Source organism: Pseudarthrobacter polychromogenes (assembly GCF_014644495.1).
Taxonomy (GTDB): Bacteria; Actinomycetota; Actinomycetes; order Actinomycetales; family Micrococcaceae; genus Arthrobacter; species Arthrobacter polychromogenes.
In genome coordinates this window covers 1-16158 of record NZ_BMKU01000024.1, presented here as the reverse complement: position 1 = coordinate 16158, position 16158 = coordinate 1, and the positions used below count along the sequence as shown (strand labels likewise).

The following is a 16158-nucleotide window of genomic DNA, read 5'->3' as shown; positions in this document are numbered from 1 at the left end:
CTCCGCGACGGCAGCCTCTACCAAGCCCAAACACCAACAGCAGCTTGACGAAAAACATAGGGACACTCTCATCTCCTGCAGCTTTTCTGTAAACCCTCGCTCACCGTGGCAGTCCGAGTGAGAGAGCGTCACACCAAAAGCTGTGTTAAGTGAGAGAACGTCACGCTGAAACCCGCGTTAAGTGAGAGAGCGTCCGGTGGGGCGGCGGTAGAATTAAGGCACGAGGTGCATGGCGATGTCAGTGGCTATGGGTGTCCTGTTGATCCTGCTGGGACTGGCGGCCTTGGCCGCCACAGCCGGCACGGTGGTCCTGGTGATCCGCGACGGCCGCGGCCGGATTCCGCTGGAATCACCCGCTCAAGACTGGACCGCCGGGACCCTTCCCAGCCGCCCATACTCCCTGCTCAGACGAATCTAGCGTTCGCGCTGGGGGTCGTCGGCAGTTGTTTTGGCGGCCTCCACCTCAAGCATCAGCTTGCCGTCCTCTTCAACCAGAACCGGCTGGTACACGTGGGCCTTGCGCTTGTAGCTGAGGTAGGCGATGCAGCCATTGGCCGCGGCCATCTTTTCGAGCATGATCTCGGAGCCGGGGACCAGGAGCTCCCCCAGGGTACGGCCAACAGTATTTTCTTGGCCCACTTCGTCGCCCAGGGCCGTGGTGTGGCGTTCGGCGATGACATCCGCGGCATTGACCCACCGGCCCCACATACCTTTGCCCTCCAGCAGGGTGGGCTGCTGGTTCAGGGGGACGGTGGCCGCAAAGTAGCGGGTGTCGAACCGGCGGTGGGCGAAATCGGGACTGCGCCAGTTGACCAGGGACTTGAGCAGGTCCGTCCGGACGGACAGCCCCCGCTTGGCCAAAACCTCTGGGAACGTCTTTTCCTGCTCGGCAACGGCAACGCGTGCGCGCATCCATTCCGGGGTTGAGGTCGCTTCAACCGTGCCGGCCATGTCAGGCCCGGCCAGCAGCAGGCCGGTTTCCTCGAAGAGCTCGCGGATGGCGCCCAGCACGTGGCGGCGCGCCAGCCCGACGTCGTCCGTTCCCATCTGCTCAGCCCAATGCTGTGGTGACGGGCCCAGCCAGGGGACGGGATCGTCGTCGGCCGCGTCCAGCGAACCGCCGGGAAACGCCAGGACGCCCAGCGGCGAGGAGCCCGGCCGGTAGGCCAGCCAGGTTTCCAGGCCGGTTGGGGAGTCCCGCAGCAGCACTACCGAGGATGCAAGGCGTGCTGCCCGCGGGGTCCGTTCGCCATGTTCGAGCCAGCTCTGAGCCGCCCCTTCAAGGTCCTGGGGAAGGGCGAAGAGCCGTCGGGCGAGGTGAGGCAAGGGAAACGACCGGTCCTAGCTAAATTCGGCGATCAGTTCGACCTCGACGGGAGAGTCGAGAGGCAGCACAGAGACGCCGACGGCGGAACGTGCGTGCTGGCCAGCGTCGCCCAGAACGCGTCCCAGCAGTTCCGAGGCTCCGTTGATGACACCGGGCTGGCCGGTGAAGGAAGGATCGGACGAGACGAATCCCACAACCTTGACGATGCGGGTGATCCGGTCAAGGTCGCCGATGACGCTCTTGACGGCCGCCAGGGCGTTGACGGCGCAAATGGCTGCGAACCGCTGTGCGTCCTCGGGTGAAACGGTGGGCTCGTCGGCGTAACCTTCGGTCCCTGCCGACACTTTGCCTGTTGCCGGGAGTTTGCCGTTAATAAAGGGAAGCTGTCCGGACGTGTACACGTGGCTGCCGGAGACCACTGCAGGGACGTAAGCGGCCACGGGCGCAGCCACTTCCGGAAGGGTAAGCCCGAGGTCTGCGAGCCGCTGCTCAACAGCGGAAACCGGGGCGTCAGCCGCGCCGGGCTGGGCCTGTGCGGAGGTGCTCATGCTACTGCTTCTCCCTCTTAAGGTAGGCAACCAGGCCGTTTCCGTCAGGTCCGGTGACAACCTGGACCAGCTCCCAGCCGTCGTCTCCCCACTGGTCAAGAATCTGCTTTGTGGCGTGAATAATGAGCGGAATCGTCGCGTACTCCCATTTGGTCATGAGAGAAAGACTAGTCCTTGCCGGTAAAGTGGAAAACATGGCGACTCGTACGAACCCATTATTCGACACTGCCACCACCCTCGGAAAAATCCTCGTTTTCCTTGGCGTGAGTGCGATCTGTGGTGTCCTGGTAGCAGGCCTGCTGGTTCCCGCGGCGGCCGTTTCAGGCAGCGCAGCAAGCGGTTCGATCGAGTTCTTTGACACCCTCCCGGATGAGCTGAAGGTTGACCCGCCCAACCAGACCACCAGGATCCTGGCTGCGGACGGCAGCGAGATCGCGAGCGTCTACAAGGAGAACCGCACCAAGGTTGCCCTGGACCAGATTTCGCCGTTCATGAAGGAAGCCGTCATCGCCGTCGAGGACAGCCGGTTCTACGAGCACGGCGGTGTGGACACCACGGGTATCCTGCGTGCGCTGGTCAGCACCGCGCGCGGAAACCGGCAGGGCGCGTCCACCATCACCCAGCAGTACGTCAACAACGTCCTCAACTCAAACCTCGCCGCCGAGGGCAGGGACGAGGACATCAAGCTCAATGGCGTGAACAAGGGTGTGGGCGACAAGCTCCGCGAGATGAAGCTCGCCATTGCCTTGGAGAAGGAGTTCAGCAAGGAGCAGATCCTTGAGGGCTACCTGAACATCGTGTTCTTCAACCGTGACGCCTACGGCATTGAAGCCGCGTCCAGGTTCTTTTTCAGCACCACCGCCAAGGACCTCACCCTTCCGCAGGCTGCGCTGCTGGCCGGCCTGGTCAACAGCCCGTCCGCGTTCGACCCCATCGCCAACCCGGAGAACGCCAAGCAGCGCCGTGACCTGGTGCTGAGCCTGATGCTGGACCAGGGCAAGATCACGCAGGCAGACTACGACGCCGCCGTCGCCACGCCCGTGGAAACCAACGTCACGCCCGCCCGGCAAGGCTGCGCCTACGCGTCCACCGCCCCGTACTTCTGCGACTACGTGCTGCATCTGTTGGAGAACAACCCGGCATATGGTGCAGACCGTGAAGAACGCCTTCGCCTCATTTACGGTGGCGGCCTCACCATCACCACAACGCTCGACCCGAACGCTCAGGCAGCAGCCCAGGAGCAGGTCAACGCCTCCGCCGGCGCCAACCCGGACAAGTGGGGAGCTGCCATGGTGTCCGTGCAGCCCAACTCCGGCAAGATCGTCTCGATGGCCCAGAACACTTCCTTCCTGCCGGCCGAAGGCGCCTTCGACTCGCAGGTGAACTTCAACGTGGACAAGCTGGACAAGGACGGCAACGACCTCAACGGCCTGGGCGGCGCGCAGCCCGGCTCCACCATGAAGCCGTTCACGTTCGCCCAGTGGCTTGAGGAGGGCAAATCCATGAATACCGTGGTCAATGCCGCCCAGCGCCGCTACCCGCTCAACTTCAGGTGGCGCAACTCCTGTGGCCAGGTGACGGGCGCGTACAACACCGCGGAAAAGTCACTCGGCGCCGCTGACGACCTGCAGAACGCGGAACCCCAGTGGTACCGGCCGCTGTCCGTCCTCGAAGGCCTGTACAACTCCATCAACACCGTCACCTTTGCGTCGGCGGCACAGCTCGACTTCTGCGGAATCCAGAAAATTGTTGACGCAACTGGCCTTCATGGCGGACTCCCGGCTGACGGCGAGCCCAACCCGAAGATCAACATGTCCACGCTGGGCAACCTGCTGGGGTCCACCCAGACGGCTCCGCTGACCATGGCCAGCGCCTTCGCCACCTTCGCCAATGACGGAAAGTACTGCGAGCCCATCGCCATCACCGCCGTCACTGACCAGACCGGGGGCACCCTACCGGCCCAGTCCAGCAGCTGCCGGGATGCGGTCAAGCCCGAGGTTGCCCGCGGCGTGAACTACGCCCTCCAGGAAGTGCTGAACCGAGGCTCCGGCTCCCTGATCCAGCCCCGCATCTCCACCCGGACCAGCTTCCCCATCGGTGCCAAGACCGGTACCTCGAACAATAACGGCTCCACCTGGGTTGTCGGCCACACCACAGGCCTTGCCACGGCCGCCTGGTTTGGTGACGCGCTTGGTGCCCAGGACCGTTCCGGCCAGAACATCACCGTGAACGGAAAGTTCTACCCGGGTATTGACGGTTACATGATTGCCGGGCCAATGTTCTCGAACTTCATGTCCCGGATTGCGCCCGCCTACGGCACCGAGCCCTTCCCCGCCCCGCCCAGCTCCATGATCAACGGTGGCGGCAACACACGCACACCGGCTACCACGGCGCCGCGCGCAACTCAGGCACCCCAGGCTCCGGCCACCCAAGCTCCGGCGCCCGCTCCTGAGCCTTCAGCACCGGCCGCCCCCGAGCCTGCTCCGCAGCCGACCAACAGCGGCAACGGGAATGGCAACGGAAACGGAAACGGCTAGCCGCCGATGCTAGCGACCAACACGTTTGCCGGCCGCGCCCGGACCCTCGGACGCGGCCTTGCCGTCACTGCAGGGGCCGGCGCCGCCGCCGGGGCAGCCGCCTTCGGGTATGGCCTGTGGGAGAAGGACCAGTTCGTCCTCCGCGAGGAAACCCTGGCCATCCTGCCGCCGGGACACAACCCGTTCCGCATCCTCCACCTGAGCGATATCCACTTCATTACCGGCCAGAAAAAGAAGGCTGCCTGGCTTCAGTCGCTGGCCGATCTCAAGCCGGACCTGGTGGCCAACACCGGCGACAACCTTAGCCACCCCAAAGCCGTGGACCCCCTCCTGGCTGCCCTGCGGCCCCTGATGGACTTCCCCGGGGTCTTCGTTCCAGGCTCCAACGACTACTTTGCGCCGAGCCCGAAGAATCCTGCCCTGTACCTGCTGGGGCCCTCCAAGGTGAAGCCCAAGCCCAAAATGCTGGACTGGCCCCGGCTGCGCTCAGGTTTCGGCATGGCCGGGTGGGTGGACCTGACCAACCGCCACCAGTCCTTGGTGCTGAACGGCATCCGCTTCGACTTCTCCGGCGTGGACGATCCCCACCTGAAGCGCGAAAAGTACGCCGGCTGGCCCCGTGGAACCGTAAACCAGGACGCCGCAGACCACCTCAAAGTGGCCGTCATCCACGCGCCCTACCAGCGGGTGCTGGACCACTTCACCGAGGACGGCGCGGACCTCCTGCTGGCCGGCCACACGCACGGGGGCCAGATCTGCGTCCCGGGCTACGGCGCGCTGGTGGCCAACTGCGACCTTCCCACGTGGCGGGCAAAAGGGCTTAATGACTGGCAGAGCAACGGAAGTACGACGCCGGTCAACGTGTCCGGCGGCATCGGCACCTCCCGCTTCGCCCCGGTAAGGATCGCCTGCAAGCCCGAGGCAGTCCTGCTGACCCTCACCTCACCCAGCTGATCCTGCCGCGCGTGCAGCATCATGCTGCATTGCAGAACGCAATAACTGGGCAAGCTCTGTATCACGCCGAAATTCCTGTGAACCGCCTCACGTCCATGGCATAGGGTAGTTGCTAAGGGAAACTACATTCGTTTTAGAGCTTGAGAAGCGGGCATGGCCAAGCAATCTTCATTTTTTCGATCGATCAGTCGCCTCTATCCCCACGTCCGGCCCATCATTCCACGGCTGCTGCTGGGACTCGTGTGCGCGCTGCTGGCCAGTATCGTTGCGCTGGCGATCCCCCAGGTCCTGCGGGTGCTGGTCAACGAGTCGCTGAAGCCGGGCGGCGCCAGCGAAGCCATCTGGGTTTCGGCCGGCATCATCCTGGTCCTGGGCATAGCTGAGGCGGGACTGGTGGCACTCCGCCGCCAGTTCGTGATCAATCCCGCCACCACAGTGGAAACCCGAATGCGGGTTTCCCTCTACGACCACCTGCAGGAGCTCACGGTCTCCTTCCACGACCGCTGGGGCTCAGGCCAGCTCCTGTCCCGCGCCATGACGGACCTCAACTTCCTGCGCCGCTGGATGGCGTTTGGCGCCATCATGCTGGTGGTCACCACGCTCACCGTCATCATCGGTATTGCCGTTATGTTCGCCATGAGCTGGCAGCTGGCCCTGATTTTCCTGGCCGCGGCCCTGCCCATCATGGCGTACAGCTTCCGGTTCCGCACCCGCTTCAGCAAAGTGGCCCGCCGCAGCCAGGACCAGGCCGGCGACCTGGCCACCACGGTTGAGGAATCGGTACACGGCATCCGTGTGCTCAAGGCCTTTGGACGCAGCCGGGAAGCACTCGAAAACTTCGAGGAACAAGCCGAAGAGCTGCGCCAAACAGAGATCGACAAAGCGCGCCACCAGGCCATGTTCACCATGGTGGTCACGCTCTTGCCGGAACTTGCCCTCGGCGCGGGCCTGGTGGTGGGCATCATGCTCTGCGCCAGCGGGCAACTGAGCATCGGTGCGTTGGTGGCGTTCTTTGCCACGGCGGCCGTCATCGCCTCACCTGTTGAATTCTCCGGCATGCTGCTGGCCATGGCACTCACTGCCAAGACCGCCGTCGACCGCCACTACGAAGTCATGGATTCCGCCAACACCATCACCAGTCCCCCGGAACCGCGCCTGCCGCGCCAGCTCGCCGGCGCACTCAGTCTCCGGAAGGCCACCTTCGCCTTTGAGGATGCTCCGGACAAGCCCATCCTGAAAGACGTTGACCTGGACGTCCGTCCCGGTGAAACGATGGCCCTCGTTGGGATCACGGGCAGCGGCAAGAGCGCGCTGCTCCAGCTGGTGCCCCGGCTGTACGACGTCACCGACGGATCCATCAGCATCGACGGCGTGGACCTGCGGGACTTCGACGTGGAGGAACTGCGCCGCATCGTGGCGGTGGCGTTCGAGGACACCACCCTGTTCTCCAACTCCGTCCGGGACAATGTGCTGCTCGGCGCCCCGGTCCGCAGCGACGCCGTCCTGGAGGAAGCACTGGATGTGGCCCAGGCACACTTCGCGTACTCCCTGCCGGAGGGCCTGGACACCCTGATCGGCGAGGAAGGCCTGAGCCTGTCCGGGGGCCAGCGCCAGCGGATCGCCCTGGCCCGTGCCATCGCGGCCCGCCCCCGCGTGCTCGTGCTGGATGACCCGCTCTCCGCCCTTGACGTCCACACGGAGGAACTGGTGGAGACCCGGCTCCGTGCCGTCCTGAAGGACACCACCACCCTGATCGTCGCGCACAGGCCGTCCACCGTGGCCCTCGCGGACCGGGTGGCGCTGCTTGAGGAAGGCCGGATCACCGCCGTCGGAACCCACACGGAACTGCTGGCGGGCAACGACCATTACCGCTACGTCATTGCGAGCCTGGACCAGGAACCCCGGGGCCTGGACACGGAGCTCTCGGACCTCAAGGAAGAAGCAGCCATCCAGGAAGCGGAGGTCACCCGATGAGCACCGCCTCCTTCGGCACTGCCAATGAAGACAACGCGCACCTCAGCAAGAGTGACAGCAGGGCCGTCCGACGGCGGTCACTGGCGCTCCTGCGGTCACTGATCCGGCCGGTGCGGCTCCGGTTCTGGCTGACCATTGCCATGGTGGTCCTCTCACAGGCGGCAAGGGTTGCCGGTCCGGCGCTGATCGCCTTTGGCATCGACCGCGCCCTGCCTGCCCTGCAGGCCGGGGACAACGCACCCCTGGTGTTCACCGGTGCCGCCTACCTCCTTGCTGCCATTGCGACGGCGGGGCTCACGGCTTTGTACGTCACCTCCACTGCGAAGCTCAGCCAGGCCATGCTGCTGGACCTCCGCCTGCGGGTCTTCCGCCAGACCCAGGGCCTGAGCCTCGAGTTCCACGAAAAGTACACGTCGGGCCGGATCATCGCCCGGCAGACCTCGGACCTGGAAGCCCTCCGCGAACTCCTGGACTCCGGCGTCAGCTCACTGGCGTCAGGCATGCTGTTCATGGTCTTCACCGCCATCACCGTGTTTGCCCTGGACTGGCGGAGCGGGCTGCTGGTGCTGGCCGCCGGCGTGCCCATGTTCTTCCTGGCCCGCTGGTACCAGAAGCACTCCCAGATCGCCTTCCGCGAATCCCGCGTGGTGTCTGCCCGGCTGATTGTGCACTTCGTGGAAACCATGACCGGCATCCGCGCCGTCAAGGCCTTCCGCAAGGAGCAGGAAAACTCCGGCCGTTACGGCCAGCTCGCTGAGGACTACCGGCGGGTCACCGTGCGCTCCATCAACCTCAACGGCATCTTCCAGCCGGGGCTGGTCCTGATCGGCAACGTCTGTGTGGCTGTGGTCCTGCTCTTCGGCGGCTTCCGCGTCCTAGGCGGCGACCTGGAGGTCGGGGTGCTGCTGGCACTCATCCTCTCCACCAAGCGGTTCTTCCAGCCGGTGGACCAGATGGCCATGTTCTACAACTCCTTCCAGAGTGCGCAAGCCGCGCTCGAGAAGGTGTCGGGGCTCCTGGAAGAGGTGCCGACGGTCCGCCCGCCCAAGAACCCGGTCGCACTGAAGCAGGCCCAGGGAGCCATCGACTTCAACGGCGTGGAGTTCCGCTACGGCGCGGGCCCGCTGATTGTCCCCACTATGGACCTGCACATTCCCGCGGGCCAGACAGTTGCCCTGGTAGGACAGACGGGTGCCGGCAAGTCCACCTTGGCGAAGCTGATAGCACGCTTCTACGACGTCTCCGCCGGTTCCCTCACGCTCGACGGCGTCGACGTCCGCCACCTGGGCACCACGGACCTGCGCCGCAACATCGTGATGGTCACCCAGGAGGCATTCCTGTTCAGTGGCTCGGTGGCGGACAACATCGCCCTGGGCCGCCCGGAGGCTTCCCGGGCGGAGATCGAGGAAGCGGCCAAAGCCGTGGGCGCCCACGACTTCATCATGGAACTGCCCGAAGGCTACGACACCGACGTTAATAAACGCGGCGGACGCGTCTCGTCCGGGCAGCGGCAGCTCATCAGTTTTGCCCGGGCGTTCCTGGCCCGTCCGGCCGTGCTGATCCTGGACGAGGCAACGTCCTCCCTGGACATCCCGTCCGAGAGGCTGGTGCAGCAGGGCCTGGCGCGGCTCCTGGCGGGCACGGAAGCGGCCCGCAGGACGGCGCTCATCATTGCCCACCGCCTGTCCACGGTGGAAACCGCTGACAGGGTGCTGGTGGTGCACGACGGCCGGATCGTGGAGGACGGGAGCCCGGCCGAACTCATTGGCGGCGGCGGCCGCTTTGCGGACCTCCACGGCGCCTGGAAGGATTCGTTGGTCTGACTTTCGTCCGGGATTTCGCATCGGGACCCGGCATCGGCTATTCTTGTAAAGTTGCTTTTGCAGCGGATCGGGATGTAGCGCAGCTTGGTAGCGCGCTTCGTTCGGGACGAAGAGGTCGCAGGTTCAAATCCTGTCATCCCGACCAAAATGGAAGAGGGTCTCCTTGCGGAGGCCCTCTTTCTACTTAAAAGGAACGGCCCCGAAGCTTGCGCTCCGGGGCCGTCCTCGCCTCCGTGTGTGAGGAAGCTATTACATCGGGTCGGGCCAGTTGCCTACGTACGTGGTGTACGAGGTATCTGCGCCCTTGTCCTTGGTCTTCTTGGACATCGGGTCAGGCCAGTTTCCAACTTTTGCCGAAATACTGGTGGAGTCCGCGATGGAACCGGCAGACAGGACAGCTGGAGCCGCAGCAGAAAAAGCAAGTGCGCCTGCCAGTACGGCCGCGGTTGCGATCTTCTTCAACATAAATGGGTTCCTCAATACGAGTCGGATTCGTTACAAAGCCAGCACTGTCCTTGTTGACATACATTGTAAAATGTTTTCCACAGGGACTGTCAAGCATTTTGTACGAAGACCGTCCGGAAAAGGAGGAAATCCCGTGGGCAACGGATTCGGGGAGAAGCTCCGTGCGGAGCGTCTCGAACGGGGGCTGACACAGGCGGAACTGGGAAAGGACCTGTATTCCCCCAGCTATATTTCACTACTTGAGACCGGCCGCAGGGAACCTACGGCGGAGGTCATCGAGGAACTTGCACGCAGGCTGGAACTGGCACCCAAAGCACTTGAGGCCTGGAGCCAGCCCATCTCGGTGAGCGATGCCGAATACGTCCTCGCCGGGTTGTACGCCCGGCAGGCCTGGGACCTGAGGGACTACCAGCTTGCGGCCAGCCACGCCGCCACGGCTGCCAAAATAGCCCTCGAAGGCAGGAACACGAGCGCCTGGTGGAACATGACGTACATGCAGGCGGAGTGCCTCATCAAGCAGGGCAACTGGCAGGAATGCCAGCGCATTATGCAGCACCTGCTGGAGCACCCCATGGCCACGGAATCAGCAGGCCTCGCTGTACGGGCCCGCCAGATGCTCGCCGGCATCGCCCAGGGCCAGGGCCAGCTGAGCGCAGCCGTGGACCACGCCATGGAGGCCGTGCGGCTGTGTTCGCAGCTGCCGAAGGGTTCCACCCTCATCATCGGCGCCCACCGGGCACTGATCGGCGCACTGGCCGAAAGCGGCCGGCTCGACGAAGCCTGGAAATACTGCCAGGCGATGATCGACCACGTGGATGAGCACTCCATGTCCCAGCTCGCCGGCGAAGTGGCCTGGGTGATCGGCAACGTGGCCTTCATGCGGCACGACTACCAGGAAGGCATCAAGCACCACGAACGGGCAGCCCGGCTGCTCTCCCCCGCCAACGACATCGAACTGTGGGCACGGTTCAACAAGGCCTCTGCGGCCGTTCGCCTGTCCTCAGGGATCGTTGAGCCCGAGACACTGTCATCGATCGAACGGGCCGAACTGGCCCTGTCCATCGTGGGTGGCAACAAGTCCGACCAGTTGGAGGTCGCCTTCATCCGCGCCCGCTGGCTGTACCTGACCGGGGACATTGTTGCCGCCGTCGAGAAGCTCCGCGAGATCCATGCGGAGCGCGCCCACCTGGCAAAGCACACCGCCGGTGAAGTCTCGCTGCTGCTGGGCAAGTCCCTCAAGGCCGCAGGCGAATCCGAGGAAGCCCTGGTGCACCTCGAGGAAGCCCAGAAGGCCTTCAGTGCGGCAGGAGCGGCTGACCGCGTCCAGCAGGCAATGGACGCGGTCCTGGAAATAAAACTGGCCCAGCAGCGCGCCGCGGCCGCTGCCAAAGCCAGCTAGGTAAAGCACCATCCGCCGGGAGCAGCTGGGGCTCCGTCAGGCGAAGGTTTTCCCCGTCAGTTTTTCGTAGGCCTCGACGTAGCGGCCGCGGGTACGGTCAACAACCTCGTGGGGCAGCGCCGGTGGCGCCGTATCCGAGGACCTGTCCCAGCCTGATTCAGCAGACGTCAGCCAATCGCGCACATACTGTTTGTCGTAGGACGGCTGTGCCTGGCCCGGCTGGTAGGTGGCGGCATCCCAGAAGCGCGAGGAATCCGGCGTCAGCACCTCATCCCCCAGGGTGATGAGCCCCGTGACCGGGTCATAGCCAAATTCGACCTTCGTATCGGCCAGGATGATGCCACGCTCACGGGTAACTTGCTCAGCGGCGTTGTAGATCTTGAGCGTCAGCTCGCTCAAGCGTCCGGCGATATCGTCGCCCACCATTGCCGCCACGGCGTCGTACGTGATGTTCTCGTCGTGCTCGCCCACCTCGGCCTTGGCCGACGGCGTGAAGATGGCGTGGTCCAGCCGCGACCCGTCAACCAGGCCCTCCGGCAGCGGAATGCTGCACACGGTCCCCGAGGCCTTGTACTCCTGCAGGCCGGAGCCTGTGAGGTAGCCGCGGGCGATGCACTCCACCGGGAACATGTCCAGCTTCTTGCAGATCATGGCCCGGCCTTCCACCTCGGCCGGGACGCCGTCTTCCACCGTGGAGCCCAGGACGTGGTGGTCCACGTCCAGCTGGTCGAACCACCACAGGCTGAGCTGGGTGAGGATGCGTCCCTTGTCCGGAATCAAGGAGGACAGGACGTGGTCAAAGGCGCTGATCCGGTCGCTGGCCACCACCAGTACGCAGTCCTGGCCCATACGCTGCAGGATAGCCTCGTCTGCCGGCTCGTAGAGGTCCCTTACCTTGCCGGAGTAGACGTGCGTCCAGCCGGGAAGGTCGAGGGTCTTGGTGTTGAAACCGCGGGGTGCTGGATCGTTGCTCATGTCAGGCCTTCGTCTTGGTCCCGTGGAGGGATGCGCTGGCGGTGGACGGGACCTTTATTTCCCCGCGGGCGGCTTTTCCGCCAATGTCGGTGCGGAACTGCGAGCCTTCAAGCTGGACCAGCTCCACGCCGTCGTACGCTTTTTCACGCGCGTCCACGAGGTCGCTGCCGAGGGCGACGACGGCGAGCACACGCCCGCCGGCGGACACCACTTTGCCGTCCTCGTCGAAGGCCGTGCCGGCGTGGATGACGTGGACGCCGTCGAGCTCCTCCACCTTCTTGAGCCCGCGGATGCGGTCCCCTGTGCGGGGAGTGTCAGGATAGTTTTCGGACGCGACGACGACGGCGACGGCAGTTTCCTTGGCCCACCGCAGCTCTTCTGCCTTGTCCAGTTCGCCCTTGGCGGCTGCCAGCAGCAGGGCGCCGAGCGGGGTCTTGAGCCGTGCCAGCACGGCCTGTGTTTCCGGATCACCAAAGCGGACATTGAACTCGATGACGCGGGTGCCGCGCGAGGTGAGGGCCAGCCCCACGAACAGCACGCCGACGAACGGGGTGCCGCGCCGGGCCATCTCGTTGACGGTGGGCTGGGCCACGCGCTCAATGACTTCCTGGACGAGGCCTTCCGGCGCCCACTCGAGCGGAGTGTAGGCACCCATTCCGCCGGTGTTGGGGCCCTCGTCGTTGTCGAAAATCCGCTTGAAGTCCTGGGCGGGTGAAAGTGCCACGGTGTTGTGGCCGTCGCAAAGGACGAACAGCGAAACCTCGGGACCGTCCAGGAACTCCTCGATCACCACGGAGCCGCCGGCATCGAAGCAGGACTGCGCATGGGCCAGGGCCTCCCCGCGGTCCTTGGTGACCACCACGCCCTTGCCTGCGGCGAGCCCGTCATCCTTCACCACGTAGGGTGCACCGAAGGTATCCAGGGCCGATTCGGCCTCCTCCGCGTTCGTGGCCACCATGGCCATGGCCGTGGGCACTCCCGCTTCGGCCATGATTTCCTTGGCGAAGGCCTTGGACGCCTCCAGCTGGGCTGCGGCCTTGCTGGGACCGAACACGGGGATACCGGCCGCACGGACGGCATCGGACACACCCGCGGCCAGCGGAGCCTCGGGCCCAACCACCACCAGGTCCACCGTCAGCCTGGTGGCCAGCGCGGCGACGGCGTCGGGATCGTTGCCGTCAATTTTGTGGGTGGGGACCAGTTTGCTGATACCGGCGTTGCCGGGAGCTGCATGGACCTCGGACACGTTGGGGTCGGCGAGCAGGGAGCGGACAATGGCGTGTTCGCGGCCTCCGGGGCCAATGACGAGTACCTTCACAGTCTCCAAGGGTACTTTGTGCACCCTGCAGGCTCCTAAGCTGTGTCACCGTCGATGCCCTGCGGGGCCAAGGACACAATCCCGGACCCTGTTCGCTCCGAATACGGTTCATGGAGAAACTGAAGAACTGGTTCCGGGGACCCACTGCAATGGCGGCGCTGGCAGGTGTGGTGGCGGCCGCCGTCGTCCTTGCCGTGGCCGAACTGCTCGGGGCCTTCTTCACCGCCCGCGCAACGCCGGTGATCGCCCTGGGATCAACCTTCATCGACTTCACGCCCTCCTGGCTGAAGGACTTCGCCATCGCCACGTTCGGCACCAATGACAAAGTTGCGCTCTTCGTGGGCATGGGCCTGACCATTGCAGTGCTGGCTTGCGTGCTGGGGGTGGTGGCCTACCGCAAATGGGCGCTGGGTGTCCTTGGCGTCCTGTTCATGGGCGCCGTCATCGTGGCCAGCGTTGTGACCCGCGCCGGCGTGGGGGCATTTGAAGCGCTGCCGTCAGTGGCCGGAACCCTGGCCGGCCTCCTGGTGCTGCGGTTCCTGGTCAAGAAGCTGCCGGCAACCAAGGCGTGGCCGGAAGCGCCGGCCGGAAGCGCCGTCGCTGACTACCCTGACGTGGTGGCCGCGCCGGGCACCTCGCCCCGCTCCGCCACCAGCCGCCGCCGCTTTTTCGCGGCGGCCGGAATCACCGCAGCCGCAGCCGGCCTGGCCGCAACAGGAGGCCGGATGCTGGGCGCCGCACGCAGCAATATCCTCCAGGCGCGGGATGCCCTGCAGCTGCCCTCGCCCGCCAAGGCGGCGCCTGCCGTTCCCGCCGGCGTCCAGTCTCCGGTGCCCGGGGTGCAGCCATGGGTGACTCCGAACGGCGATTTTTACCGCATCGACACCGCACTCAGCGTGCCGGAAATCGACGTGGCGGACTGGGAGCTCCGCGTCCACGGCATGGTTGAGGAGGAAATCCGGCTCACCTTCCAGGACCTGCTCGACGCCGACCTGATCGAGTCCCATGTGACGCTCACCTGCGTGTCCAACCCCGTGGGCGGCAACCTCGCCGGCAACGCCAAATGGCTGGGGTTCCCCCTCCGCGAAGTACTCAAGCGCGCTCGGCCCAAGGATGGCGCGGACATGGTGCTCTCCACCTCCATCGACGGCTTCAGCGCCTCAACGCCCCTGGAAGTGCTGCAGGACGACCGGGACGCAATGCTGGCCATCGGCATGAACGGCGAGCCGCTCCCGCTGGAGCACGGTTACCCGGTGCGGATGGTGGTCCCCGGCCTGTACGGATTCGTGTCCGCCACCAAGTGGGTGGTGGACCTGGAGGTCACCCGGTTCGCCGACAGCAAGGCGTACTGGACGGAACGGGGCTGGTCCGAACGCGGCCCCATCAAGACCATGGCGCGGGTGGACGTTCCCAAGTCCTTCGCCAAGGTACCTGCCGGGAAGGTTGCCGTGGGCGGCACCGCCTGGGCACAGACCCGGGGGATCACCAAGGTGGAAATCCAGGTGGACGACGGCGACTGGATGGAAGCCGAGCTTTCCACGGAGGCGTCGCTGGTCACCTGGCGGCAATGGTCCTACCAGTGGGACGCCACTCCCGGGCAGCACTACATCAAGGTCCGGGCCACCGACGGCTCCGGCGAGGTACAGACGGACCAGCGCGCCGACCCTGTTCCCGACGGCGCGTCCGGGTGGCAGTCCGTGATGGTCACCGTGGAATAGCGAGGCATTCCGGGGGGCGACCCATAGACTGGCACCATGCCCCACAACCCCCATGCCACCTTTACCGTGGACTCCGCCGTGGAACTGGCCGTCGTCGAACGCAGCGGTTTTGTGGAATCCCGCCACATCGGGTCCGCCGTCCTCCTGGCAGCGGACGGATCCGTGGTTACTGAGCTGGGCGACATCAACACGCCCATCCTGGCCAGGTCCACGCTCAAGCCTTTCCAGGCTTTGGCGTCCATGCAGTCCGGCGTCCCGCTGCGGGGCGCCCAGGTAGCTGTAGCCTGCGGAAGCCACACCGGGTCACTGGACCATATGGACGTGGTGGCGGGAATGCTCAAGGCCGCTGGAGTCCGTGAGGACCAGCTGCAGTGCCCGGAGGCGTGGCCGCAGGATGAGACGGCCCGGAACTGGCTGGTGCGCTCCGAAAAGGGGAAGTCGCGCCTGGCGTTCAACTGCTCCGGCAAGCACGCGGCTTTTCTGTGGGCCTGCACAGAGAACGGGTGGGACATACACAGCTACCTGGAGCCCAACCATCCGCTGCAGCAGCGGGTCCGCACCGTAGTTGAGGAATACACGGGCGAGAAGATTGCCCACCTGGGTATCGACGGCTGCGGCGCACCCGTGGCAGCGGTATCCCTCAAGGGACTTGCCCGGGGGTACTCGCAGCTGTCAAAAGCACCGGGCGACCAAAGCTTCAGCGCCCGCGCCGCCACCATCGCCACCTCCATGCTGGACTACCCCTGGGCGGTCCAAGGCATTGGCGAGGCCAACACTCTGGTGATGGATGAGCTGGAGATTATTGCCAAGATCGGAGCTGAGGGCGTGCTGGCCATGGCCACAGCGCAGGGAGTCTCCGTGGCCGTGAAGGTCCTGGACGGGAACGTGCGTGCCACCTCACTGGTGGCCCTGACCCTCCTGGCTGCGGCCGGCGCGGTGGACATCCCCGCTGTTGCCGGCGTCCTGGAGAGGGTGGTTGATCCCGTCATGGGCGGCGGCCGGCCAGTGGGCAAGATCCGGCTCGGCCCGGCGGTCTCGGCACTTCTGGACTAGGGCGTGTCTCCTAAATCGAGGGATGGCTGGCTGGAATGCTTAAGGTGTGTCGCGAACTTCTGTCTTG

14 protein-coding genes and 1 tRNA gene are annotated in these 16158 nt (G+C 65.1%); 9 read left to right on the top strand and 6 right to left on the bottom strand.

The features are described from left to right. Positions 1 to 229 precede the first annotated feature (229 nt). Positions 230 to 418 carry a hypothetical protein gene (locus IEX43_RS20015; RefSeq protein WP_188814003.1) on the top strand — a complete coding sequence of 63 codons (189 nt, stop codon included), beginning with the start codon at positions 230 to 232 and terminating at the stop codon, positions 416 to 418. On the opposite strand, the gene IEX43_RS20010 is transcribed toward IEX43_RS20015, so the two are convergent. Genes IEX43_RS20010 through IEX43_RS20000 form a run of 3 tightly spaced genes read right to left on the bottom strand, consistent with a single transcriptional unit; the run spans position 415 to position 2032 of the window. Continuing rightward, entirely contained in the window at positions 415 to 1326 is a 912-nt protein-coding gene (locus IEX43_RS20010; RefSeq protein ID WP_188814001.1) for an NUDIX hydrolase, read from the bottom strand. The two genes, IEX43_RS20015 and IEX43_RS20010, sit on opposite strands and share 4 nt — an antisense overlap. 15 nt (positions 1327 to 1341) lie before the next feature. After that, positions 1342 to 1875, bottom strand: coding sequence for a RidA family protein (locus tag IEX43_RS20005; RefSeq protein WP_066278949.1), 534 nt, complete (start codon positions 1873 to 1875; stop codon positions 1342 to 1344). 1 nt (position 1876) lies between these two features. Continuing rightward, complete coding sequence (locus IEX43_RS20000) at positions 1877 to 2032, bottom strand: DUF4177 domain-containing protein (protein ID WP_159828426.1); 156 nt, start codon at positions 2030 to 2032, stop codon at positions 1877 to 1879. Between the two features lie 37 nt (positions 2033 to 2069). Between IEX43_RS20000 and IEX43_RS19995 the strand changes: the two genes are divergently transcribed. The 5 genes from IEX43_RS19995 (at position 2070) to IEX43_RS19975 (ending at position 9308) form a co-directional block, all read left to right on the top strand. After that, on the top strand, positions 2070 to 4412 hold the full coding sequence (locus tag IEX43_RS19995) for a transglycosylase domain-containing protein (protein ID WP_188813999.1): 2343 nt from the start codon (positions 2070 to 2072) through the stop codon (positions 4410 to 4412). A 6-nt stretch (positions 4413 to 4418) separates the two neighbouring features. Then, positions 4419 to 5366: a metallophosphoesterase gene (locus IEX43_RS19990; RefSeq protein ID WP_188813997.1), complete on the top strand. Its 948-nt coding sequence runs from the start codon at positions 4419 to 4421 to the stop codon at positions 5364 to 5366. Between the two features lie 153 nt (positions 5367 to 5519). Continuing rightward, positions 5520 to 7340: an ABC transporter ATP-binding protein gene (locus IEX43_RS19985; protein WP_188813995.1), complete on the top strand. Its 1821-nt coding sequence runs from the start codon at positions 5520 to 5522 to the stop codon at positions 7338 to 7340. Beyond that, complete coding sequence (locus tag IEX43_RS19980) at positions 7337 to 9163, top strand: ABC transporter ATP-binding protein (RefSeq protein ID WP_188813994.1); 1827 nt, start codon at positions 7337 to 7339, stop codon at positions 9161 to 9163. Before IEX43_RS19985 ends, IEX43_RS19980 begins: the two co-directional genes overlap by 4 nt. A gap of 68 nt (positions 9164 to 9231) precedes the next feature. Next, a tRNA-Pro gene (locus IEX43_RS19975) sits at positions 9232 to 9308 on the top strand. Positions 9309 to 9412: 104 nt separating this feature from the next. Here the strand turns inward: IEX43_RS19975 and IEX43_RS19970 are convergent. Further along, a complete protein-coding gene (locus IEX43_RS19970) occupies positions 9413 to 9628 on the bottom strand; it encodes a hypothetical protein (RefSeq protein ID WP_104184746.1) in 216 nt (71 codons plus the stop codon). Positions 9629 to 9761: 133 nt separating this feature from the next. On the opposite strand from IEX43_RS19970, the gene IEX43_RS19965 reads away from it, so the two are divergent. Next, a complete protein-coding gene (locus tag IEX43_RS19965) occupies positions 9762 to 11027 on the top strand; it encodes a helix-turn-helix domain-containing protein (protein WP_188813992.1) in 1266 nt (421 codons plus the stop codon). A gap of 36 nt (positions 11028 to 11063) precedes the next feature. On the opposite strand, the gene IEX43_RS19960 is transcribed toward IEX43_RS19965, so the two are convergent. Beyond that, positions 11064 to 12002 (bottom strand): phosphoribosylaminoimidazolesuccinocarboxamide synthase, encoded by a 939-nt coding sequence (locus tag IEX43_RS19960; protein ID WP_188813989.1) that lies wholly within the window; start codon positions 12000 to 12002, stop codon positions 11064 to 11066. 1 nt (position 12003) lies between these two features. Further along, a complete protein-coding gene (purD, locus tag IEX43_RS19955) occupies positions 12004 to 13320 on the bottom strand; it encodes a phosphoribosylamine--glycine ligase (protein ID WP_188814005.1) in 1317 nt (438 codons plus the stop codon). Between the two features lie 110 nt (positions 13321 to 13430). Between purD and IEX43_RS19950 the strand changes: the two genes are divergently transcribed. Together IEX43_RS19950 and IEX43_RS19945 are read left to right on the top strand one after the other, a co-directional pair. After that, positions 13431 to 15038, top strand: a complete 1608-nt coding sequence (locus IEX43_RS19950; protein WP_188813987.1) for a molybdopterin-dependent oxidoreductase — start codon at positions 13431 to 13433, stop codon at positions 15036 to 15038. A gap of 36 nt (positions 15039 to 15074) precedes the next feature. Continuing rightward, positions 15075 to 16091, top strand: a complete 1017-nt coding sequence (locus IEX43_RS19945) for an asparaginase (protein WP_188813985.1) — start codon at positions 15075 to 15077, stop codon at positions 16089 to 16091. Positions 16092 to 16158 lie beyond the last annotated feature (67 nt).

Coding starts and splice junctions, on each gene's coding strand:
- IEX43_RS19985 (WP_188813995.1), top strand. CDS start 5,520: ATGGCCAAGCAATCTTCATTTTTTCGATCGATCAGTCGCCTCTATCCC.
- IEX43_RS20015 (WP_188814003.1), top strand. CDS start 230: ATGGCGATGTCAGTGGCTATGGGTGTCCTGTTGATCCTGCTGGGACTG.
- IEX43_RS19950 (WP_188813987.1), top strand. CDS start 13,431: ATGGAGAAACTGAAGAACTGGTTCCGGGGACCCACTGCAATGGCGGCG.
- IEX43_RS19980 (WP_188813994.1), top strand. CDS start 7,337: ATGAGCACCGCCTCCTTCGGCACTGCCAATGAAGACAACGCGCACCTC.
- IEX43_RS19970 (WP_104184746.1), bottom strand. CDS start 9,628: ATGTTGAAGAAGATCGCAACCGCGGCCGTACTGGCAGGCGCACTTGCT.
- IEX43_RS20000 (WP_159828426.1), bottom strand. CDS start 2,032: ATGACCAAATGGGAGTACGCGACGATTCCGCTCATTATTCACGCCACA.
- IEX43_RS19960 (WP_188813989.1), bottom strand. CDS start 12,002: ATGAGCAACGATCCAGCACCCCGCGGTTTCAACACCAAGACCCTCGAC.
- IEX43_RS19995 (WP_188813999.1), top strand. CDS start 2,070: ATGGCGACTCGTACGAACCCATTATTCGACACTGCCACCACCCTCGGA.
- IEX43_RS19945 (WP_188813985.1), top strand. CDS start 15,075: ATGCCCCACAACCCCCATGCCACCTTTACCGTGGACTCCGCCGTGGAA.
- IEX43_RS19990 (WP_188813997.1), top strand. CDS start 4,419: ATGCTAGCGACCAACACGTTTGCCGGCCGCGCCCGGACCCTCGGACGC.
- IEX43_RS20005 (WP_066278949.1), bottom strand. CDS start 1,875: ATGAGCACCTCCGCACAGGCCCAGCCCGGCGCGGCTGACGCCCCGGTT.